Annotated in this window: 20 protein-coding genes and 2 pseudogenes; 17 read left to right on the top strand and 5 right to left on the bottom strand. The window is 40.9% G+C overall.

All coding sequences use genetic code 11. The annotated features are described in order from the left end of the window. The 8 genes and pseudogenes from ACH2DQ_RS16650 to ACH2DQ_RS16615 all read left to right on the top strand — a co-directional run. Positions 1-223, top strand: a pseudogene (locus ACH2DQ_RS16650) (ABC transporter ATP-binding protein); the annotation flags it as partial. Then, positions 220-906 (top strand): ECF transporter S component, encoded by a 687-nt coding sequence (locus tag ACH2DQ_RS16645; protein ID WP_394915979.1) that lies wholly within the window; start codon positions 220-222, stop codon positions 904-906. The pseudogene ACH2DQ_RS16650 and the gene ACH2DQ_RS16645, both read left to right, overlap by 4 nt. A gap of 26 nt (positions 907-932) precedes the next feature. Further along, the gene (locus ACH2DQ_RS16640) at positions 933-1862 is read left to right on the top strand and encodes an AAA family ATPase (RefSeq protein ID WP_394915980.1); all 930 of its coding nucleotides are present in this window, start codon (positions 933-935) and stop codon (positions 1860-1862) included. A gap of 13 nt (positions 1863-1875) precedes the next feature. Further along, complete coding sequence (locus ACH2DQ_RS16635) at positions 1876-3045, top strand: DUF58 domain-containing protein (RefSeq protein WP_394915981.1); 1170 nt, start codon at positions 1876-1878, stop codon at positions 3043-3045. Positions 3046-3057: 12 nt separating this feature from the next. Then, complete coding sequence (locus ACH2DQ_RS16630) at positions 3058-5469, top strand: transglutaminase-like domain-containing protein (protein ID WP_394915982.1); 2412 nt, start codon at positions 3058-3060, stop codon at positions 5467-5469. Between the two features lie 243 nt (positions 5470-5712). Then, positions 5713-7875 carry a glycosyl hydrolase family 95 catalytic domain-containing protein gene (locus tag ACH2DQ_RS16625; protein ID WP_394915983.1) on the top strand — a complete coding sequence of 721 codons (2163 nt, stop codon included), beginning with the start codon at positions 5713-5715 and terminating at the stop codon, positions 7873-7875. 159 nt (positions 7876-8034) lie between these two features. Further along, positions 8035-9084 carry a GGDEF domain-containing protein gene (locus tag ACH2DQ_RS16620; protein WP_394915984.1) on the top strand — a complete coding sequence of 350 codons (1050 nt, stop codon included), beginning with the start codon at positions 8035-8037 and terminating at the stop codon, positions 9082-9084. A gap of 53 nt (positions 9085-9137) precedes the next feature. Next, the gene (locus ACH2DQ_RS16615) at positions 9138-9287 is read left to right on the top strand and encodes a hypothetical protein (RefSeq protein WP_394915985.1); all 150 of its coding nucleotides are present in this window, start codon (positions 9138-9140) and stop codon (positions 9285-9287) included. Between the two features lie 347 nt (positions 9288-9634). Here ACH2DQ_RS16615 and ACH2DQ_RS16610 read toward each other — a convergent pair whose 3' ends face one another. Continuing rightward, on the bottom strand, positions 9635-9835 hold the full coding sequence (locus ACH2DQ_RS16610) for a hypothetical protein (protein ID WP_394915986.1): 201 nt from the start codon (positions 9833-9835) through the stop codon (positions 9635-9637). A 23-nt stretch (positions 9836-9858) separates the two neighbouring features. Here ACH2DQ_RS16610 and ACH2DQ_RS16605 point away from each other — a divergent pair, with 23 nt between their 5' ends. The 4 genes from ACH2DQ_RS16605 (at position 9859) to ACH2DQ_RS16590 (ending at position 12151) form a co-directional block, all read left to right on the top strand. Continuing rightward, positions 9859-10170, top strand: coding sequence for a helix-turn-helix domain-containing protein (locus tag ACH2DQ_RS16605; protein ID WP_395027488.1), 312 nt, complete (start codon positions 9859-9861; stop codon positions 10168-10170). Positions 10171-10445: 275 nt separating this feature from the next. Continuing rightward, a complete protein-coding gene (locus ACH2DQ_RS16600; RefSeq protein WP_394914603.1) occupies positions 10446-10925 on the top strand; it encodes a helicase associated domain-containing protein in 480 nt (159 codons plus the stop codon). A gap of 286 nt (positions 10926-11211) precedes the next feature. Next, on the top strand, positions 11212-11421 hold the full coding sequence (locus tag ACH2DQ_RS16595) for a hypothetical protein (protein WP_394914602.1): 210 nt from the start codon (positions 11212-11214) through the stop codon (positions 11419-11421). Positions 11422-11728: 307 nt separating this feature from the next. Next, entirely contained in the window at positions 11729-12151 is a 423-nt protein-coding gene (locus ACH2DQ_RS16590) for a GNAT family N-acetyltransferase (RefSeq protein WP_394914601.1), read from the top strand. Between the two features lie 32 nt (positions 12152-12183). On the opposite strand, the gene ACH2DQ_RS16585 is transcribed toward ACH2DQ_RS16590, so the two are convergent. Next, the gene (locus ACH2DQ_RS16585; protein WP_394914600.1) at positions 12184-13932 is read right to left on the bottom strand and encodes a S8 family peptidase; all 1749 of its coding nucleotides are present in this window, start codon (positions 13930-13932) and stop codon (positions 12184-12186) included. Positions 13933-14076: 144 nt separating this feature from the next. On the opposite strand from ACH2DQ_RS16585, the gene ACH2DQ_RS16580 reads away from it, so the two are divergent. The 3 genes from ACH2DQ_RS16580 (at position 14077) to ACH2DQ_RS16570 (ending at position 18072) form a co-directional block, all read left to right on the top strand. Beyond that, a complete protein-coding gene (locus ACH2DQ_RS16580; protein ID WP_394914599.1) occupies positions 14077-15048 on the top strand; it encodes a helix-turn-helix transcriptional regulator in 972 nt (323 codons plus the stop codon). A 174-nt stretch (positions 15049-15222) separates the two neighbouring features. Next, the gene (locus ACH2DQ_RS16575) at positions 15223-16620 is read left to right on the top strand and encodes a glycoside hydrolase family protein (RefSeq protein ID WP_395027480.1); all 1398 of its coding nucleotides are present in this window, start codon (positions 15223-15225) and stop codon (positions 16618-16620) included. A gap of 15 nt (positions 16621-16635) precedes the next feature. Next, positions 16636-18072: a dockerin type I domain-containing protein gene (locus ACH2DQ_RS16570; protein ID WP_395027479.1), complete on the top strand. Its 1437-nt coding sequence runs from the start codon at positions 16636-16638 to the stop codon at positions 18070-18072. Positions 18073-18183: 111 nt separating this feature from the next. Here ACH2DQ_RS16570 and ACH2DQ_RS16565 read toward each other — a convergent pair whose 3' ends face one another. Both ACH2DQ_RS16565 and ACH2DQ_RS16560 read right to left on the bottom strand, forming a co-directional pair. Beyond that, on the bottom strand, positions 18184-18825 hold the full coding sequence (locus tag ACH2DQ_RS16565) for a VanZ family protein (protein WP_394914597.1): 642 nt from the start codon (positions 18823-18825) through the stop codon (positions 18184-18186). 191 nt (positions 18826-19016) lie between these two features. Then, positions 19017-19448 (bottom strand): annotated as a pseudogene (locus tag ACH2DQ_RS16560) (undecaprenyl-diphosphate phosphatase); the annotation flags it as partial. A 297-nt stretch (positions 19449-19745) separates the two neighbouring features. Here ACH2DQ_RS16560 and ACH2DQ_RS16555 point away from each other — a divergent pair. After that, entirely contained in the window at positions 19746-21242 is a 1497-nt protein-coding gene (locus tag ACH2DQ_RS16555) for an NlpC/P60 family protein (RefSeq protein WP_394914596.1), read from the top strand. 125 nt (positions 21243-21367) lie between these two features. Here the strand turns inward: ACH2DQ_RS16555 and ACH2DQ_RS16550 are convergent, their stop codons facing one another. After that, a complete protein-coding gene (locus tag ACH2DQ_RS16550; protein ID WP_394914595.1) occupies positions 21368-22126 on the bottom strand; it encodes an ABC transporter permease in 759 nt (252 codons plus the stop codon). Between the two features lie 688 nt (positions 22127-22814). Between ACH2DQ_RS16550 and ACH2DQ_RS16545 the strand changes: the two genes are divergently transcribed. Beyond that, positions 22815-23474, top strand: a 660-nt coding sequence (locus tag ACH2DQ_RS16545) for a hypothetical protein (protein WP_395027476.1), incomplete at its 3' end; no start/stop codon positions are given.

Genomic DNA, 23474 nt, shown 5'->3' with positions numbered 1-23474 from the left:
GATGGTTACTCATGATGTGGAATTTGCAGCAGAGGCATCGGACAGGTGCGCCATGTTTTTTGACAAAGAAGTAACCTCCATCGATCTTCCAAAGAATTTTTTCTGCAATAACAGTTTTTATACCACGGCAGCAAACCGGATTGCAAGGCATATGTACAGGGATGTAGTTACCTGTGAAGATGTTATCGCTATGTGCATGAAAACCGGGAGGAAGCAGGTATGAGTAAAAAGCGGATAACGATAAATATCCTGCTGATACTGGCAGCTGTGGGGGTAATTATTTTCGGTGTGCGTATGTTTCAGGACCGAAAGTATAATCTGATCTCAATTCTGATTGCATTTCTTGCCTGCATACCATTTTACATGGCATATGAAAAAAAGGAAGGCAGCATACGCCGAATGGTAGTCCTGGCTGTCATGGTCGCAATATCTGTTGTGGGAAGATTGATTTTTGCGGTGTTGCCCGGTTTTAAACCGGTAACAGCAATTGTGGTGATCGCTGCTATTTATATGGGTTCGGAATCCGGATTTTTAATCGGATCGCTTTCAGCTATTATATCAAATATGTTTTATGGGCAGGGGCCCTGGACACCTTTTCAGATGCTTGCCTGGGGAGGTCTTGGGCTGACTGCGGGGCTGCCGGTAATGCAGAAAATTTTGCAGAAAAGAGTGATTTTGGCGGTATACGGGTTCCTGGCGGGATTTGGATATTCGGCTATTATGGACATATGGACGGTACTTTCATTTGATGGGAGCTTCAGCCTGGCGAGATATCTGACGGTACTGGCTATGGCACTTCCGGTAAGCATGGAATATGCTATATCCAATGTGATTTTTCTGATGCTGGGAATCGGTCCAATCGGGAGAAAGTTAAAGCGAATTAATATTAAACACGGAATATTTTAAATGTCAAGAAGGTGAGGTATACATACATGAAGCATACAGAACAATTGGTTCAGGAAATACAAAAGGTTATCGTAGGAAAAGAGGAAGTGATTCAAAAAGTACTGATGGCAATTCTGGCAAAGGGACATATTTTACTGGAAGATATACCCGGAGTGGGTAAGACCACACTGGCACTTTCAATCAGCAAAACACTGGGACTGGATTACAGGAGAATCCAGTTTACCCCTGATGTTATCCCATCTGATGTTGTAGGATATACGGTATATGATAAAAAAAGCGGTGAGTTTGTTTATAAGCCCGGAGCAGTTATGTGTAACCTGCTGCTGGCAGATGAGATCAACCGTACCTCCAGTAAGACCCAGGCTGCACTTCTGGAAGTTATGGAAGAAGGAAATGTAACTGTTGACGGAAATACTTATGAGGTTCCAAAGCCTTTCGTTGTAATCTCCACTCAGAACCCCTTTGGTTCCGCCGGTACACAATTGCTTCCCCAATCCCAGTTAGACCGTTTTATGGTAAAACTGGAAATGGGATATCCGGATTTTGAGAGTCAGGTCAATATCTTAAAGGATCGACAGGAAATACAGCCGCTGGATACAATCAAAGCAGTAATCAATAAGGACGATTTGGAAGAGATGCAGATGGAAGTGTCCAGGGTCAAGGTAAAAGATGAGATACTGCGGTATATTACAAGGCTTGCAGAAGCAACCAGGAGCCATGAATATATCCAGCTGGGCGTAAGTCCCCGTGGTGCATATGCGGTGAATAATATGGCGAAAGCATCTGCCTATATAGCTGGACGCGGTTATGTAACACCGGAAGATGTCATCGGGGTATTTCCGTCCGTCAGCAGCCATCGTGTGATACTCCATCCCAAGGCAAAGGTAACCGGAGTATCTGCCATGTCTATTATGGAAGAAATTACAAAAACGGTTTCCGTACCGGAAATATCATAACCAGGAGGACTTTATGTTAAAGACAAGAATATGCTATGGAGTATGGCTGCTGGGTACGGTGGTCCTATACATCTATTCAGATTCATACTGGGCATTTTTCCTTCTGATGGCTTCTGTGTCAATCCTTCCTGTCTGCGGGGCAGTCATATTAACCACCCGGCATAAATTGTCGTATTCATTTCAGGCGGTATCCATGGCAGGCAAGGGAAAGCAGGTACAGGGGGAACTCAGCATTCAAAATAAGAGTATTTTCCCTGTGTTAAAAGTGTGCTGCTGCCTTCAGTTTTTCAATCAGCTGACGGGAGAGTTGAAAGAGCAGGAGATTTACTGCGCCATACCGGCTAAAAAAACGGAAAAGCTGAACTGGAATCTGAAAAGCAGATATTGCGGAAATGTGAAGGTGACCATTGAAAAAGTAACTTTATATGACTGGCTGGGGATTTTTACCCTTCGGGAGAACCCGGATCAATATGGGCATATTGTGATTTTGCCCGATATATTTCCTGCAAATGTACAAATCAGCGACAGCCTGAGCGCTAATTGGGACAGCATTACTTACTCAGACAGCAAAAGAGGGGATGACCCCAGTGAAATATTTGGCATGCGGGAATATCAGGAGGGAGACAGTCCGAAAAATATACACTGGAAGGTATCCGGCAAGCTGGATGGGCTGTATGTTAAGGAGCTAAGCCTACCAATAGAAAATTCCATACTTCTTTTATACGAAACAGCATCTTTTGAAAAGAAGAAAGAAACAGCCGCGCTTCGCGATGCAATGATGGAAGCTTTTTTATCGGTATCCCAGTCTCTGATCCAGGAGGGGCATCTTCACACCTTAGGGTGGTATGATCAGAGCAAGGCCCTCTTCCGCCGGCAGGATGTTACATCGGTGGATGAATTAGCTGAGATGACAGAGGGGTTTCTGGGGATTCAAAGTAAAGAGCAGGGAGAGACCAGCCTCCATTACTATTTGGAGGACTGTATTGACAATCCCTATGCCCATGTGGTCTATATTACGGCGTCAGATGGCGGAGAGGATCTGAAATGCTTAAGTGAGATTTGTTCCGTTGCTGTTTTGCAGTGCCGGATAAGTAAGCAGGAGGTATCCGGAAATTTGGACCATTCGCTGGTAGTATTTACACCGGAGACATTGACAGAAGAATTATGCCAGTTGGTAATATAGGGGATGTAAGATATGAAAAATGGAAAGAAAAATACAGGTAAGAAAAAATCTCAGATTACAATTCAATTGGAGAATCGGAAAAATAGTGGCAGAGAAGGTGTGCTAAACTTGCTGGCAGAATTACTTCCGGCTTTTTTGCTTTATCTTGGCATCTCTTTGTCTTTTATTTATCTTCTTGATCTGCCGGTGCAGGTATACTATTCGGCAGCTTTTGGACTGCTGATCCTGACACTGCTGCAGTTACATGGAAAGTACAGCCGTTATGTGAAGGCAGGTACGGCGCTTCTGGCTGCTGTTGGAATCCTGTTCCTCTTAATACGCCAGGAGTTGATGCTGGACGGCTTTCTGCTGACCATGAACCGGATTGGGCAGGCAGCCGGCAGAAACTTTGGAATTTTCCTGAAAGTTTATGATATTGGTATTGCTGAGGAATCATATGGGATCGCCCTTTGCCTGTTCTGGACATGGAGCTGCCTGCTGTCTGCTGTAGTTGTAACCGTAATTATCCGGCTGCGCAGTATATTACTCTTATGCATAAGTGTATTGCCATTATTGGTGCTGGAATTATGTACTGGTGAAAACTATGGTATTATACCTGTGATAATGATGCTGGCTTCCGTTATGGTTCTATTGAGTTTTTTTGTACATGGCAGGAAAAGCAGGAGGGCATTTGGCAATGGTAAATATTTGGCTATCCTGCAGGTATCCGGAATATTAACGGTTGCTTTTGCAGCTATCCTGGGATTTATGGTCAGTACAGTATCTGTTAATAGCTACACGAAAGCAGGATTTGCAGAGGCGGTAAAAGAAGGAATAGCAAAAAAAATTTCCAATATACGCTATGAAAAAGAGAAGACAAATTCTTTTACACAGGGTCAATTTAAGGGACTGGGAAATCTGACACTGAAGGATACAACTGCACTGGAAGTTCTGATGGACAAGCCGGAATCCCTGTATTTGCGCGGGTTTGTTGGAAGTACTTACACCCAGAATGGTTGGGAGGAGCTAGAAAAATCTGTCTATTATGAAGAGAAGGACCTGTTTTACTGGCTTCACGAAACAAATTTTAATGGATTAAACCAGCTCTCCCTTGTGAATCTGTTGGTAAATGGAAAAACAGATGAGGAGACTGTGGAGATTACGGTACAGAATGTAAATGCAAACAGTAAATACATCTATACCCCTTATGAACTGAAGTCAGATCCCGGTAAGATAGATGGGGGCAAAAATCTGGGGGATGTTTCCTTAAAGTCAAAAGGATTGTTTGGAAACCGCCTGTATCACTATACTGCAAACAGTAATCTGGTGAAACGTTATCCTACACTGGCGTCAGATTTTTATGAAATCAGGAATAGTGATACTGCAGCGGAATACGCAGGAAACGAAAGTTACTACAATGCCTTTATCTACCGGAATTACCTGGATATACCGGACCACCAAAAACAGATTCTGAAAAATCTTCTGAAAATAGAAGAGGCATCAGGAAGTGCTCATTATCCCTATGAAGAAGCAAATGCTTTGATTATGGGATATCTGGACAAGAATATAGAATACTCCGAAGAAGTGGATACCTTTACAGGAAATTATGATTTTTTGCAATGGTTTCTTCAGAGCCAGAAAAAAGGATATTCCGCCCACTATGCAACAGCTGCAGTTCTGATGTACCGGTATCTGGGTATTCCTGCAAGATATGTGGAGGGTTATCTTGTGACACCGGAGGATGTAAAAGGTGTGGAAGCTTATGAACCAATCGAAATTACCGGAGAAAACGCCCACGCCTGGGCAGAAGTCTATCAGGACGGCATTGGCTGGGTACCTATGGAAGCAACACCACCTTATCTGGGCATTATGGAAAGACCGGAATTCTCACAGGCTCCTGCACTTACGGGAGACGGCGGTCAGTCAGATGACGCCGGCAAATCGGAGAAGATAAAAGATGAGGAAAAGGAATTAAAGAAAAAAAAGACGGGTAAAAAAGCGGAAGTACCGGTACAAAAGATTCTGCTGATTGCTGTAGTTGCTCTGGCTGTTATTTTAATCTTATCATGGCTGATCTATGTAATTTTTCACAGAAGGAAACTTGCAAATCGTAAAAAGAGCTTCCGTGTAGCGGATAATAGGCTGGCGGTAAAGCATCTCTATGCTTATACTTTATTTTTACTTCTCTATGATAAGACTCCAAGAGCAAAGGGATCCCATTATGGCTATGTAGATATTCTTTCTGAAAAATATTCGGAAGCATTTGGTGAAAAATTCAGGGAGACACTGGATGTGGTTCAGGGAGCAGTTTATGGTGATCTGGATGTTTCAAAGGAGCAGCGGGAAAAGGCAGAGCAGCTGAAAGATGAGACCTTGCATTGTATTTTGAAAAAGAAGAGTTTGTTAAGGAAGATTAAAATGTGGTTGGTGGACTTTGTATATTAGTCTTGACACACACTTAACGCCGATTTAGCTCATATAATCTTTCTCTAATACTGACAATTGATATTTCAAGAGCGGTAGATTCGGATATATTTATATTTGAGTAGAAACACTTTAATCTTCCCTTTACGTCGAAATTGTATTAAAATGTATAAGAAAATTGTATTATAATAAATGATCATAATGAGCAATAAAGAATTATGCAGTGTAAGGTAATTATTTCAAAAGTTGAAACAGGAGGATTCTATGGAATTATATTATAAGCAGCCTGCCGGGCAGTGGGAAGAAACCCTGCCCATCGGGAATGGAAGCCTGGGCGGAATGATCTGGGGGAATATCAGTCAGGAACTCATAGGTTTGAATGAAGAAACATTGTGGTCGGGCTATCCACATGATAAGAATAATCGAAATGCGCTTGAATTTTTACCGGAAGCGCGGAAACTGATATTTGAAGGCAGGAATGCAGAAGCACAGCGCTTGGTAGAAGAAAAAATGCTGGCTGAATTTACGGAGAGCTATCTGCCTCTCGGGAATCTGAAAATTGATTTTGCTCATAGCTGCAATGCAGAAAATTATGTGCGGAGACTGGATCTTGACCATGCCGCGGCCAGCGTCAGCTATGACGTTGACGGGGTGGGCTACAAGAGAGAATACTTCGCAAGCTTCCCTTCCAAAGCAATGTTCATACGGCTTTGCAGCACTGTAAATGAAATGGAGGTCCGTGTAACTCTGGAAAGTGATTTACAGCCGGTTTATGAGAGAAATACAGGAATGATCCGCATGAACGGAAGGTGCCCGGAACATGTAGATCCCAGCTATGTGGACAGCGATACCCCTGTCATATGGGGGAACCGCGGGCAGGCTTTTCAGGCCGGCCTGACTCTTCTGTCTACAGATGGAACATATGAAATTATATTTGAAGAGGAAAAAGCAGTCCTGGTTGTAAAAGATGCATCGGATATTATATTGGCAGTGACTGCAGTCAAAAATCCCGATGTTGCTGCAGAATTCAACATCTGTGGTTATGAAGGGATAAAAGAAAAGCACGTAAAGGACTATCGGAATTTGTACAGCAGGGTAGAACTGGACCTGGGCAGCCAGCCGGATGCTCCCACTGATATACGTTTACAGAATATGAAAGACGGGAAAGAAGATACAGCCATGTATGCGTTGTATTTCCAATATGGAAGATATCTGCTTATCAGCTCTTCCCGGGAGGGCGGAGTGCCTGCGAATCTACAGGGGATCTGGAACTGGGAGTTCCGTGCACCTTGGAGTTGTAATTTTACTACCAATATTAATGCCCAGATGAACTATTGGCATGCTCAGAGCTGTAATCTGGCAGAATGCCTGGAACCATATTTTAATTTTGTAAAAGGACTAAGTATTGAGGGGCAGAAAACGGCAGAGACACATTTTGGATGCCGGGGATTTACAGTATCTCACAATACGGATTATTGGATGAGTACGAATCCGGTGGGTGTGGCCCATGGAAATGATTCAGGCCAGGAAAACAGCGGATGCTATTCCTTCTTTCCTTTGGGCGGTGCGTGGATGTGTGAGGAATTCTGGAAGCATTACGAATATCACAGAGATAAAGATTTTTTAAGAGATACTGCATATCCTGTTTTAAAACAGGCGGCTCTGTTCTGTCTGGACTGGCTGGTTCCATACGAAGGCTATTATGTGACTTGTCCGTCAGCTTCACCTGAAAATGTCTTTTTTGTACCGGACAGAGAGGGAGAGAAAGCGTCCCTGACCTATGCCTGCACCATGGATATGACAATTATACGGGAGGTGTTTGGGGATTTTAAAAAGATCTGTGCAGAACTGGATATAAATGATACACTATTGAAGGAATTGAAAGAAAAAGAAGCAAAACTATATCCTTATAAAACAGGAAAATATGGGCAGCTTCAGGAGTGGCCCATTGATTATGAAGAAGTAGAACCGGGGCACCGTCATATTTCCCATCTGTATGGAATTTATCCGTCTGAGCTGTTTGAACAGGATGACCGGCTGAAAGAAGCCTGCCGTAAAACGCTGGAAAGACGGCTGGCAAATGGAGGAGGGCATACCGGATGGAGCTGTGGCTGGATCGTTCAGGTGTTTGCTGTTCTGGGCGATGCCGCAAAAAGCTATGAATACCTCAGAACGCTTCTTACCAGATCGACTTATCCGAACCTTTGGGATATGCATCCGCCATTCCAGATCGACGGGAATTTTGCAGGCAGTGCAGCCATTGCGAATATGCTGGTACAGGACAGGGGCGGAGAATTGAAACTGCTTCCTGCACTTCCAAAAGAATGGAAGGATGGATATGTGAAAGGTCTTCGGATTAAAGGCGGCAGAACTATAGATATCTGCTGGAAAGATCACGCTTTGGAGAAGTATGAAATTCATGAGTAATTACCATAAACCTTTCGTTTACTTCCTTTATTAAGAATGATATAATAAAGGTTATCATTTCAAAGGCAATGAATATTTTGTATCTGTCACATTCCTTGAAGTGGGGCAGTCTGCCAGGCTTAAAAATATAAAACGCTCCGAAGAGCAGGGGGATACAAAATGTTGAAATCACAGAACCAGAATGATATCGACTACATTCATAATGTATATCGCAACATCGCATTCCTGGGCATCATTTTACATGGGGTATATGCAATCATATACATTTGTTTTCAAATCGTACCTGCATTTGCCTACAATATTTTAAGTGTGCTTTTTTATACCGTTTTAGTGGTGATTGTGAGCAAACACAAATATGCACTTACCGTTATTCTGATTCACTTTGAAGCATGTATTTTTGTTATAACGCAGTCTCTGCTGTTTGGATGGGATGCGGGTTTTTATATGTTTTTGATCGCAATGGCAAGTATGGTTTACTTTTGCCCGTTTCGATCTTCATATACGCCCTATATATTTTCATTTATGCATATATCCACAATGTTCATACTGTACTTTTATTTTATAAAGCATAATCCGCTGGTTTATTCAGCAGAGTCATCTTTATATCTTTATTTTTGCTGTAACAGTATCAGCATGTTTATTATGATACTCTATACGGCATATGTCTCTAAAATAAGTGCTTTAGTAAATAAAAAAGAGTTGATTAATGAAAACAGGAATCTGCGGGAGCTGGCGGATTATGACCAGCTTACCGGATTATACAGCCGTCGTTATTTAAAAGACTGTTTTCATATCTGTCCAGGAGACAATAGTTTTCTGGCAATAGGAGATATTGACGATTTCAAGACAATCAATGATACATACGGCCATATCTGCGGCGATTTTATATTAAAAGAAATGGCTGAACAGATGCGCTCCCAATTTGATCCGAATGTATTTCTCTGCCGCTGGGGCGGGGAGGAGTTTGTACTGGTTTTTACGGAAGTGGAGCACTCTTATCCTATAAATCAATTGGAAACTTTTAAGCATTGGATAAATAATTACCGGTTTCAATATAATCATATCTTGATTCCGGTAACAATTACATTTGGTGTGACGAAAGGAGTACGCAGTTTACCTCTCAACGATTGGATTGACCAGGCAGATAACTTACTGTATCAGGGAAAACGAAATGGGAAAAACAGAGTGGTTGCAGATGGCATGGAATGACAGCAAAAGCTGTTAATTAAGATGTTAAAAGGCTGTTAATAAAAGGAGAATACATGGAAAAATATATGAATAAGCCAGAACTTGCGGAAATTAATGCAGCGGCTATCAGTAGGACTTTTGAAAAGGTACAGGATATCAAGTCAGTTGCAAGACAATACTGTTTATCATCAAAAGAAGTAAAGGTTTTACTCAAGAAATCTTGAATAAGAATAACAGGCAAACCGGTCAAATATAAGATATAGGTTTGCCTGTTATTTTTCAATAAATGCTATTTCGTTGAAGTGTTGTTTTTCTTTTCTTTCATTTCCTTCTGTTCTTTATGCTTTTTCTTTAATTTGGATATGATCTCTAACAAGGCCTGATTTGCAATTTGTCCCATAGTTTTCCGCCCCCTTATATTCCAGATTATAAATCTTATTTTGGCAAATGTCAAAAAAATAGTATTTTTCCCGCTCTGAATTACGGGTTTCTACGATTGTAATGAAATAATCGGCGATTGTCTGCTGACGAATATCTGTAAAATCTCATTTTTCAATCAACTACACCAGAATTAATTGTAGTCTTTTAAAAAGCCTGGTACTTTTCTGCAGAATTCAAATAATTCATGATCAGTGAGATTAGGCGGCATAATTTCCCACAAAAAATCATAATCGTTGTCTACTAAATTCCATTTGTATAATTCTACCAAAAAAGTAACTCTGCTTGTATCCTGCTTAATTTGACTCATATAGGCTTGCAGTTGTTCAATCATTTGCTCAGTACCTCCCTTATACTATGCAATATATTATATTCTTTAATAAGAATATATTCAAGAATAAGAATATAATTTATGCTAAGTCTATTATTAATAGAAAGGTAGGATTTAGCATGATTGATTTTACACCATTTTGGGAGACATTAAGGGAATCTAATGAAACATACTATACCCTGACTAATAAACACAAGATCTCTTTTAGTACATTGAATAAGTTGAAACACAATAAGGGAATCACTACTCAAAAACTGAATGATTTATGCAGAATATTAAAATGTGATGTTTCAGATATTTGCAGATATGTTCCATCTGATGAGGATCAGCAATTGTAACTGGGATAGTTGGAACTGGGATACCCCTGAGAAAAACTCGGGGGTTTTTATTAGCAGAAAATAGGATTTTATACCGAAAAAAATAATATTTACTCGATAAAAGTCAAAAAATGTAGACTTTATTTGACAAGCATAAAACGAAAAAAAATACCTGTTTTTACCATATTTTACATTATATACTATACGTCAAATAAAGTCTACATTGTTTGAAGAATAAATTATGATAAGCAAATTTAGAATAACGGTTATAGAATAATCAGAAATGTGGGGAGAGTATGAATGATTCTAAAGCTGCAAATAAGAGCAATCGTGCACGTCTGACATGGGATGAGTGGTATAGTCTTGCCAAAGAATATTATCATTCTGCGCATCATCTGAGGATACCGGTTAAATATAAAACGCCGGATGGGCATCTTCTGGGAAGATGGATCGAAAGACAGCGTGCTGCATATCATCAGACAGGAACATGTAAAATAGATGCCAGAAAAATTTATTTACTGAATCAGATTGGAATGATTTGGTCCCTTGGAATCAGAAGAAAGTGGGAACTCTGGTATGAATACTGTGTAGAATACTATCTTAAATTTGGAAATATAGATATACCAAAAGAATTTGTTATGCATCAGGCAGCACTTGGTGAATGGATTTTATATCAAAGAAAGTGTTATCATAAGAATAAACTAAGCAAAATGAAGTGTATAAAACTGGAGTCGTTAAAGATGAACTGGAAAATAAGGAATCGTAAAATTACATAGGATCTGAAAGGATCAGTATATACCTAATATGTAATTTAAATGGAGGACTATGGATAAATTTTGCTGTAATTGTATTTATTCTTCATATGGTAAGAAGAAAACAAACAGATGGTTTTGCCATTTGAAAACCTGGTACGTCAGGAAAAAAGGGACTTGCTGTTACTATAGATCCCTAATATAGATATATTTTAAACTTTTATAAAACACTTGTATATAACCTGGACAAATAACCAATAATGATTTACAATATTAAGAATAAAAGTAAATTATATTGGAGGAATTAATCATGGCAAGAGGACAAAGAAAATCAATTGATGATCAGATCGCAGTTTTGGATGAGCAGATAGCAAAAGTACAGGCGAAGATGGACGCTTTGTTAGATCAGAAAAAAGCTTTGGAACAGAAGAAAAGAGAAGAAGCCTTGGGTCAGCTATATGATATGATTCAGGAAAGCGGAAAATCTATTGAGGATATTATGACCTTAATTACTGATTAGTTACCGAAAGGTATAAAATAAAGAAGAGGCGTACATTTGTATGTCTCTTTCTCATTTTGAATGATTAAAATAATACATTATCGTAGCATTGAATTCTTTTTTATATTGAAAATATATTCACAATTTGTTATACTTCAAGTTGTGATTGGGTGAGCACCTACCGTATGCATGGCTGTATTCTTGCATGCGTTTTTTTGATTTAGGAGATACTTCAAATGAGCTGAAAAATAAAAAATTATAATTGGGCTCCGTGTCAAAGAGCCTGTTTGAAACATATAAAAAACAGTTAGAAATGGGGAAAATAAATATGTATACGAAAATTTATATGAACGGTTTGCCCAAAGATGCAAAGGAAATAAGGAAATCAGTTTTTATAGCAGAACAGGGTTTTCAGAATGAATTTGATGATATAGATGATGAGGCAGCACACATTGTAATATACAGCGATAAGGATCTGCCAGCTGCTGTATGCCGGGTATTTCAGGCTCATGAAACGGAAACCTTCTTCCTCGGGCGTCTGGCGGTTCTTAAAGAATACAGAGGAAAAAGTATCGGTGCAGATGTAATAAAAGAGGCTGAAAAATATGTACGTGAAAAAGGCGGTCATAGAATTGACCTCCATGCACAATGCAGAGTAAGTAGTTTTTATCAGAAATTAGGGTTTACTCAATATGGTGAAATAGAAGATGATGAAGGCTGTCCCCATGTATGGATGAGTAAACTGCTTTAAATGGGGGAATTGTCTCCCCCAACTGCAGATGTTTATTCACGAAGCCTGAGAATCGTCTGATAGAGATTGAGCTTTCCCATGCCCCACTCCCTGTTTGGATAAATATGGTTAGGATTTCGTTCAGCGCCGCGGATTAAATATGTTTTGATGGAGTTGGCATTCATGCTGAGATTATGCCCCTGTACAATACCCCAGGTCATCAGATTGGCGGCGGCACCGGCAACATGTGCGGCGGATACGGAAGTACCTGTCTGATGCGTCATGGGTATGCCGGTTCCAACAGCGATGCCGGAAAGAGCAGGACCATATACATTTACTCCGGGTGCAACTAGGTTTGGTTTTTCAAACTGAATGCGGTTATTTCCATAGCTGGAATGTATATAGAGGCTGCCGTCATGATGATTATAGGCACCTATTGTAATGCAGCTATATGCATTTGCCGGTTCTGTAATTGTTGTAAATGGATTTGGTTTTAAGAAAACGGTTGAAGGAGAAATAAAGCCTGTTATGGGAAGCCATATATGATAACTGCCCCTGATAAACAGATAGTTGTACACTCGAATTCTCCAAAGTCCCGGGGTTGGTGACTGAAACCGCATCGTAATAAACTGACTGCCGGAACCCATTTCTGAAATGACATAATGAACCGTAATTTGTGTGTTTTCCAGGGTGAAGGTCACATAGGTATCCCTGTCCTCGCTTAAAGGGATGCGCTGAATTATTTGTCCGGTAGGGGATACAAATCCAACGGTATAAAGTTCCGGCGGAGAAGCCCATAACTCGGCTGTAAACCCTTTTTCATTTGGGGCTACCATTATTTCTGCAACTTCGTATTCCATGTTTGCCTGAATATTACCTAAAAAATGATGGTATCTGCCCACTTCGTTGCCGGCTGCTACTACGGATGCAAATCCTGTGGTTAAGTTTAACCTTCTCAGAAGCAGTCCCAGAGGGGAGGTTCCTTCATGACTGCCAGTGTTGGTTCCCAGTCCAAGACAGATTACAAGAGGCATCCTATATTGAGCAGATAGCAGAGTCAGATATTTAATTCCCATCATAATATCATTTTCCTGGTATGCATCAGCAGAATCATCAATTAGGAAGAAATCCCGTAAATACTGCTTTGCAGGCTTTAGTTTTACTACCGCAATATTACATTCCGGTGCAGCCCCGACAAAATCTGCAGTGGGCGTTGGTGATCCGGCTGCGATCCCTGCGAGAAAGGTACCGTGACCGTTTGAGTCTGAGCTGGGGACTACGTCTAACGGATTTTCAGCTTGCAGTGCTTCATTAATTGCAGTGTTCTTAAACTCTGTTCCATATATAATGGTATCATTTACAGTGAACCCTGGTACTCCCGGGGGCAATTTCTGAGTCTCCAATGACGGTAAGGTCTGATCCCAAATACCCAGTATGCGGGTTCTGCCATCGGGATGCCGAAACAGAGGATTTTGATAGTCTATGCCGGTATCTATAAAACCAATGATAGTTCCCTGACCCCGGAGGTTCAAAAGAGGCTGTTCAATGGTTTCCAATATACCGGATGCTTCAATGCTGGATGTATCCAGGGTGGTATATAGATTAGGAATCGTATAATAGTAATATTTTTCATAAGTAATCGGTGCAGCGTCCTTCATGGGAACATATATGATAGAGAATTGGCTGTCAACATAATCCACGCAAGTAGAAGGATTATTCTGAAGAGCTTCCAAAGAGTAACTGCCGCTGGTAATAATAAAGTCAGCAAACTCTTCAGAGGCAATATTTTGAGTACATTCCATGAATTCCTCCCAGAATCATTTTGTACAATATATGTAAAGGCACATAAAGAAAGACCATGGTTCAAAAAAGCAAGTAAAATCAAGCAGTAATCCCAGGAATTTTTTATAATACATATAGAGTGGTTGAAACGAGGTGAACAGAAAATGTACGATTGGCAGAAACAAATTCAGATTATCGTGGATGAGATTGACAAATGCATTAAAAATTATAATGATGAGGCCTTGACGCTGAGCTATCTGTCCCGCAGACTGGGCTATTCCGAATTTCATACAACGAGAAAATTCAAAGAAATATCGGGTATGCAATTTAGGGATTATCTGCGGCTTCGAAGGTTAGCTTTTGCACTTATCGCAGTGCGGGATAGTGAAAAAAGCATTTTGGATATTGCTTTTGACTATGGTTTTTCATCACATGAGGCATTTACCAGAGCCTTCAAAAGAACTTATGGCTTAACGCCAAGTGAGTTTCGAAGAAATCCGAAGCCTGTTGTTCTTCGTACCAAAATTAACCTTTTTGACCGCTACTTTTTAGGATTAGGAGAAATTGGTATGTTAAAATCTACAGAAGAAATTAAGATCTATTTTGTAACAATTCCGGCACACAAATTTTTACACATTAAAAACTATGAGAGTAACGGGTATTGGGATTTTTGGCAAAAGCAAAGTCTGATTCCAGGACAGGACTGCGATACAATCTGCGGTTTACTGGATAGTATTAAGGGCAAACTGGATGACGATGGAGGAAGCGAATCCAACAGCAGCAGCGGTCATATTATGGGGTACATGAATGACCCCGAAGGCAGACTCTGTGATTGGAATATTCCACGAACAGAGTGCTATGGTGTACGTCTTCCTTCTGATTACAAAGGTGAGGTACCGCCGCAAATGCTTATGATGGATGTTCCTGAAGCAGAGTATATTGTTTTTGAACATGGACCATTTGACTACGAGCAGGAAAAACAAAGTGTGGAGGAATTAGTTGAAAAGGCTATGGCATCTTTCGATTTTACAGGAACTGGTTATTGCTTTGATACTTCTCCAGGCAGAATGATATACTTCTATCATGATCCGGAGCGGTTTTGGAAGTATGTCAGACCAGTGAAGAAACTGACATAGAAAGAGAAAAAATACAAATATATTAATTAAATCCAAAAAATAAGTAAAATTACAAAAATATGAAAAAAATATCGGAATATATTCCTAAAGGTTTTGCTTGGGAGAATGATATCATTGATGATAGAATTAAAATTTATATCTATTAGAAGGTACATTCAGAACAAGGAGGAAACTATGGGAAAACTATTAAAAAGAGGGGCCGTATTTGCACTGGCGGGGGTATTGACGGTGTCGGCGGGCTTTCCGGCTTTTGCACAGGCAGAACCAGCTGATTCCGTGATGGAAGGACAAACGGGAGTGAAACAGTTTATGGATTGCTTTCTGCCTATGCCGGTTATGGATCCGGACGGGTTGTCGGCTGACTGCTGGGGTGCAGCTGAAGTAGGACCCCGTGACCGGCATAATGGTTTGGAGGATGATGATATGTCCGATTATTCCTATTGGGACGGGGGCATTATCAAAGATGAAGTATCCGGGAAGTATTATATGTTTGCCAGCCGCTGGGATCAGCGTGGCGGTCATGAAGGTGAAAATGGATATCCTGGATGGAGAGGATCGGAAGCCATCTATGCAGTCAGTGACAATTTATATGGGCCATATGAAGATAAGGGACTGATCTGGCCGGATTATCATGATGGAGCAGGTCACAATGTATATCCTTTTGTGTTAAGCAGTCATGATCCCCTCTATGAAGAGGGATATCGGTATGGCATCGTTTTGGGTGATCCATGGGACGTGCAGGGTACCGTACACATTTCCAAAACACTTGAGAACGGAGGAGAATGGACGCATCTGGAGCAGATGAACTGTGACGGGAGTTTTACAATGACCAACATCAGCATCATTGTGAGACCGGACGGCAGATATGAGGCAATCAGCAGAAATGGAGACATCGCCACCTCAGATTCCCTAAATGGACCCTGGCATGTGGAACGCAACGGTTTGTGGTGGAATCTTCCGGGAATGGATACTGCAGAGGATGATATGGAAGATCCGGTGATGTGGTATTCAGATGGGATGTATCACTGCCTTGTAAATAAGTGGAATGCAAAACAGGCATATTATATGACATCATATGACGGGATTAACAATTGGACCCTGCATGAAGGTGCTGCATATACGCCATATCAGAATTTCCTGAGCTATGAAGACGGTACGGAAAATAACTGGACGAAGCTGGAACGTCCAAATGTATATATAGAAGGCGGTGAATTAAAGGCAATGCTGCTTTCTGTTATAAATGTAGAAAAAACAAATGACAGGGCAGATGACCAGAATGGAAGTAAAATCATTGTCACCCCATTTGATGGAGCAGCATTGAAAGAATTTGCAGACAGCCGTTTTGCTGGGAATCTTCCGGCAGGAGATACGAATTCCCAGACGTGGCAAAATGAAAGATATGGGAATTATGGAGGCCAGTCCTATTTTCAGGTACAGAGGGATTCTGGTGTTGAAGGACTGGGAGAATCCGGTAACTCAGGCTGGTGGTGGCCGGACTGGGAGTATGACTGCAAGATTGGATTTCTAAAATATGATCTTTCCCAGTATGATGCGTCAATTACAGAGAAATAAATAGAAAGTGCCAGCTTGACATTAACCTTTCTGGGAAAAAAAGCGGGAGGCGCAGAGACGGACAGTGTGCGCATTGTGCTGGCTGACCCTGACTGGCAGGAGGGCACCGGAAAAGGAGAGGACACTGGAGAGGATGACCTTGCCGCACTGAACTTTCCAAAACTGTATTACGATGTGGAAGACCTTGAGAATACTTCCGTTGTATCCGAGACATTTCCCACCAACGAAGGATTGAAGACTGTGCAGGCTGATGTGACAAAGCTGGTCAGGGAGTATAAAGAAAACAATCCGGATGAACAATACATCAGTTTTGCTTTAAATGAAACGGAATCAGGTAATCGTCTTCTGTTTGGAAGCAAAGAGGCGGGAGAAGGTTATGGAGCAAGGCTGGTTGTAAATTTCAAAGAAGAAACATCAGTACAGGATGGATCTTTGAAACTGGCGGTTAGCATGGCGGAAAAACTTGAGCAGGAACAATCAGAGAGCCAGTGCTACACAGCAGAGACATGGACGGCAGTGCAGACAGCTCTTGATGAAGCAAGAGCACTACTGAATAATCCACAGGTTACACAAAACGAAGTAGATGATGCCTTTCTGAAACTCATGACAGCCTTTAATCTTCTGGAAAGCAATGTACAGCGGGCTGGCTTAAAGGCAGCAATTGACGGGACCAAAGCAATTCTGGCTGAGAGTGAGGCACTGGCACAGTATACGCAGGAAAGTGTACAGGCAGTGAGAGATGCTTTATTCTACGCAGAGAGTGTATATGCCCAAAGCAGCGCAGACCAGACAACAGTCAACGCCGCAGCAACAAGGCTGATGACTGCGGTGAATAGTCTTCTCATTCAGGAAGAGGATACCAGACTGGATATTCTGATCCGGACAGCAGAGGAACTGATTAAGAACAAAGAGCAATATACCGATACTAGTATAACAGCACTGGAGACAGCACTGGAAGCAGCAAAAGCTGCGGCGGATAACCCACAGGCTGCACCGGAAGAATTAGATCAGGCATATGGTGATCTGGCGGCAGCCATGGCATCGCTGGTAAGAAAAGCGGACAAATCAGAACTGAAGAATGCCCTGGAGAAAGCCGGCGAGATTCTGGAGAATTCAGCAGATTATCTGGCAGATACCATCGCAGGTCTGGAAGCAGTCACAGAGAAAGCTCAAAAAGTCTATGATGACCAGTCGGCAGATGCATCCGCGGCAGGCGGAGTTTTAAAAGAACTGGTGGCAGAGATTCTGAAAGCCCGCCTGATGGGAGATGTATACTTAGATGGAACCGTGAATGCCGCTGATTCGGCAGAGGTACTCAAGTTTGCGGCAGAGTTTAAGGAGCTGACCCAGGAGCAGCACAAGGCGGCAGATGTGAACGGAGACGGAGTGGCTGACAGCAGCGATGCAGGATTGATTCTTCAGTATGCAGCAGAAAAGATCAAGGGATTCTGAAAAATCCTGTCCTATCAATAGATTGCAAAAATTGCAATAATTAAGTCCAAAAAGCCGGACGTATAAAGTTGATTTCTTTATATGTCCGGCTTTTTCTTATATGAAATTATCTTAATTTACAAATACAATGACAAAAGCAAACAGGGTGATCAAAACAGGCAGTATCCGTGTGGTATTGTCAGCTAAGGTGACGCGGTGTCCGGAGCCGGATTTTCTATTTCCAATTCTGGCAAAGAGCTTAAAGCAGCAGCACCCAATTATCGTACCCAGTGTATTTGCAATCAAATCATTAATATCCGTTGCTCTGTATAAAGTGAATAACTGGCTGATCTCAATGATAAGTGAAAGTCCAAAACCGATCAGCGCTGCTTTTTTTATCGGTTCATAAGACCTGGATATGAATGGACACAGAAATCCCAATGGCATAAAACATATAATATTCAGAATGAATTCTAAGCTGAATCCGTTCACGAAAGGTATGAAACTAAGATTAGGATGAAATAAGGATTCTCCCAGCTTTGTCAATCGGTTGAATTCGCTTATTGTCGGAATTCCAACGACATTCGTGAGGACAATACACAGATAATAATACAATAGAATGGAACTGATTGTAATTCTGATCTTTGGGAGCTGTTTATCTCTTTTAAATAAATAAATTAATAATAATCCCGTCACCGCTAGTCCCAATAAGTATATGGGGCTTATACACAGCATATCCATAATTGCTTCCATTAAACTCAGTTGCGTAACCATAATACACACACTCTCTTTCCTTTTTTCTTTATTCTACAGTATGAATATTAAAATAAAGTTTATAAAAAGTGAGAATTTCTGAATATTTTCTTACAATTTTCATTTCCAGCAGGGAAGCAGATCAGACGATCAGTAATACGAGTATTCCCAAAACGATCCGATACCAGCCAAATACTTTAAAATCGTGCTTTTCTTTTTTTATTCCAGTTTTCGATCACAATAAATGCGATTCCGTAGAAGATTAAGGCGGCTGCGATGACCATGGGCGTATGCAGATGGGCATCGATATAATCGTCAAACAGGATGGTGACTACCGCACCTGGAATACAGGCGGCGGCGACTTTAAACCACATGGAAAAAGTATCTTTTTTTATCACCGGCTTCTTTTTGTCTTTGAATTGAAACGTGAACATTTTATTCCAGAATACCAGTACAACAGCTAATATGGCGCCCAGCTGTATGACGACGAAAAACATTTCTTTAAAGGATTCACTCATGTTCAGGGAGATGAATTCATCCACCAGGAGCATATGTCCGGTACTGCTCACAGGCAGCCACTCTGTGATACCCTCTACAATACCAAGAAAAATAATTTTTAGTACTTCTAGTAAATCCAGTGTCATTATTTAATATCCTCCTTTTGAAAATAGATGTATGTTTGTTTTGAAAACCCGATTGTTCCGATTACATAATGGTTCATTTTGTATTACTCCTTTCTGCTACAATATATTTTACCATCCAAAGCTGACAGGGGTCTTTATTAGATCTTACTTTTTTATTACTTTAAGAAATGTGATCTATATACGTAATCGGACGTCATTGACAGATTAAGGCAAAAATGTTAAAATAATGTTGCAGAGCGTAATAAATACGTAATAACTGCGAAAAAATTTGTAATGAAAGAGAGGTATGCGATTATTATGAAAAGACGTATGCTGAAAATTGCAGGCCTTCTTGCCACCGGTGTAATGGCATTTGGTGGAATGAGTCTTGTATCAATGGCTGCGAATACTGGAACTCCCCTTGTAGGTTTAGCTGTACACGTAGAAAATGTACAGACAGACACTACGAAAGAGAAAGAAGCAGTTCCCTATGACAAGATGGTTATCGCTGATTTAGAACAAAAAGAAGGCGTAAAACCGGAGGAACAGTATGTGAACATCCGTAAATCTGCAAATGTAGAAGATGGGGAAGTTCTGGGAAAACTCTATAATCACAGAGCAGGTGAAATTGTAAAAGAAGAAGGCGACTGGTATTTGATTAAGTCGGGCTCTGTAAAAGGCTATGTGAAGAAAGATCTCGTAGTGAGCGGTGACAAAGCAGCTGAACTGGCCAGGAAATATGGCTGGGAAGTGGCGGTAATTAATGCAGAGGTATTAAATGTACGTTCAGAGGCTAATGAAGATGCTGAAGTTGTTGATACAGTTATGGAATCTGAAGCATACTCAGTTGTCTCAGATGCGGGAGACTGGGTAAAAGTACAAATGAGTGACGGACGCGAAGGCTATGTTGCGAAGCAGTATGTTACCTGTGAAGTTAGATTTGATGAGGCAGAATCACTGGAAGAGGAGCAGGCCAGACTAGATGGTGAATGGCAGGCATATCAGAAGGCTCAGGAAGAAGCAAGGAAAGCAGCAGAAGAAGCAGCCAAAAAAGAGCAGGAGAAGATACCTGTTACACAGCCGGAAGTTGTGAAGCCAGAGACAACTGTACCTGAGACAGAAGCGCCAGAGACAAATGTACCGGCAACAGAAACTCCTGAAACAGCTGAAACGAATATCCCGGCAACAGAAACTACAGAAACAGCTGCGACAGAAGCAATAGAGACTGAAACACAGGAGACAACTGTACCAGAGACAATTGCGCCAGAGACAACTGTACCGGAAACAGAAGCGCCAGAAACAACTGCACCTGAGACAGAAGCGCCAGAGACAAATGCACCTGTGACGGAAGCACCGGAAACTGCTGAAACGGAAGCACCGGCGACCGAAACACCAGCGACAAACACTCCGGAAACAGAAGTGCCAGACAACTCTTCTTCAGAATCATCTAATTCTGGACTGGGAACCAGTATTGCGAACTATGCACTCCAGTTTGTAGGGAACCCATACGTTTGGGGTGGAACGAGTTTGACAAATGGTGCGGATTGTTCAGGATTTGTACAATCTGTAATGGCAAACTTTGGTATCTATCTTGCACGTGTGGCTGAAGATCAGGCTGCCGGCGGTACGTCAGTATCCCCAGGCAGTGAACAGGCAGGCGATCTGGTATTCTATGTTGATGAAAGTGGATATATTTATCATGTGGCCCTTTGCATCGGCGGAGGCCAGGTGGTTCATGCAAGTAATCCCACAAGCGGAATTATCGTATCTGGCATGTATTTTGATACTGTATATGCAATAAAGAGATACATATAAGAACAATAGCAGAAGGAAGGCATCATACTAGTTTCGGTATGATGCCTTTTTAGAGCGACGGTGTATTGACCAATGAAGAAACAGCCGGTCTGGGATATTGAACCATGCCAGACCGATAGGTGTTATCATTTAATATCCTCCGTTTGGAAATAAATGAATGTGGCAGCAAACCCCAGGATTGACACCAGGGCGATGATACTGACAGAAGTCCAAACAGGGTAACCGGTGCCGGACAGACTTCCCTGCATAAGAAATAGGATGGCTGTCCAGGGATATAATGCACCAAGATCCTGATTTGATAAAGCAGCATTGCCCATGATGACGGCAGATGATATGATCAATGGAACAACCAGGCTTTTTGTTTTCTCGGCAAGAAATGTAAATGGTGTTATGGTTAAAAACATTAACATTGTACCGATCAGCATTTTTCCCAGATAAGTCAGGGCGATATGGAAATGAAATTCAGCCATACCAAACACAAAATGATACAGGAGCGCCAAAAGATAAGTAGAACCCCAGGAGAAAAAGGACAGAACGATCATCCAAACAAACAAAATGCAGAACTTACTGGTTAAAAATGAAGCTCTTGAAACCGGTATTGGTAATATATTTTTCAAAGTCTTCTCTGTATATTCCCGGCTGAACAGGTAGGAGGCTATAATAATATAAACCAACAGGTTCATAAGAATTATTGTATAGAGCATCAGACTGTCATATATATGCGCCAGAGTAATGATTTTTTCAGGGTGTTCAAAATAAGTTTGCAGACATTCCAGAAGCAGCATAGCCGGTGCTGCCAGGGCACCAAGAATACTGATTAAAATCATTTTTGACCGTTTCAGCTTTAATAATTCACAGTAAATCAGATCAGCCAATTCCGCCACCTCCAATCAAATTTGAAAAATAATCTTCTAGTTTTTCTTCACTAATGTTGATTTTTGTTACCTGTAAGCTATTTTCCACTAGTAAAATCAAGGGTGCACAGTACTTGTAGTAACCACTAAAATATGCTGCTTTTAAAAACATAGCAATAACAATCAAAATATGTGTCGTAAAAGTGTCGTAAAAGTGTCGTAAAATAATAACAACCAAAAGGAATCTTAATGATAAATACAAGTGTCTTTAGATAAATATACAATACCTATGTGTATTTATCTAAGGGCATTTTTATTAGAAGATCAAAAGAAAAGGTAAGTTTCAGTTTATCGCTAAGACTTGGAAATACAATAAAGTAAGCACAAATCCATTATTCAAATATGGATGAATGTTTTGGAGCGGTGAGGGAAATTATACTGTCCGCGGAAGAAATGTGAGGTTCAAGGCTTTGCAGTATCAATATCCGTAATTATGTATTGAAATTGTGAAATTATGAAAATAATGCACTATATATAAAAATAGTCATGTTGTTGCCGCCAGAATGGGAGGCTATAATAAAAATATCTATAATAATTGTATTATGATTAAATCAATATCAAATAGAAAGAAACTAATTACACCATGTAGTACAAGAGGGGGAAAAAGTGTATTAGCAAAAGATGACTATGAATAGTCAAAAAGGAGGCGCAAGGGAGAATGAAAAGAAAGAAAATCTTAGCATTGTTTATCGTGGGGGTACTTACTTCCGGAGTGATTCCCATGAATTATGTGAGGGCGGAAAATATTAATGCTGTGGCAGGAGCAGAAGGATATCAAATAGTTTTAGATTTTGAAAATGGACAGATGGGAAAATGGATTGGAATAGAGTCGGATGATATGGAAATTGTGGGAGAAGGGGATAACCATGTTTTGAAGATCAATGCATCAGGAGAAAACCAATATGTTTTAAATCAGGATACGCTTCCTTTTCGAGATGGAACAATCCGATTCCGGTTTAAATCGCTAACGGAACCAGCAGTAGATGCTAAATTCGGTTTTACGTTCAGACATGAAGGAAGTAATCAGGATGCGCCGACCTTTATGCAGACCCCGGTAAAGGGAAAATGGAACCTCTATCAGCCAGGGCATGACTCATCACAGGAATCAGGAGTGTCATTAAATGTAAATGAGTATAACGACATTGAAATAACAATCCGTGAAAATCATTATATACTGAAGATTAATGGTGAAGTTGCAAACGATTCCCAAAAGGACGGATTCAATACTGCCCCTGGGTATTGTGGATTTAAGTTTACGGATGGAAACCTGAATGCAAGGGAATTTTATATTGATGATTTTGAGGTGGAAGGTGTTGAG

The organism is Robinsoniella sp. (assembly GCF_034124845.1).
The sequence above is the reverse complement of the archived record's forward strand: the minus strand, read 5'-3'. Positions and strand labels throughout refer to the sequence as shown.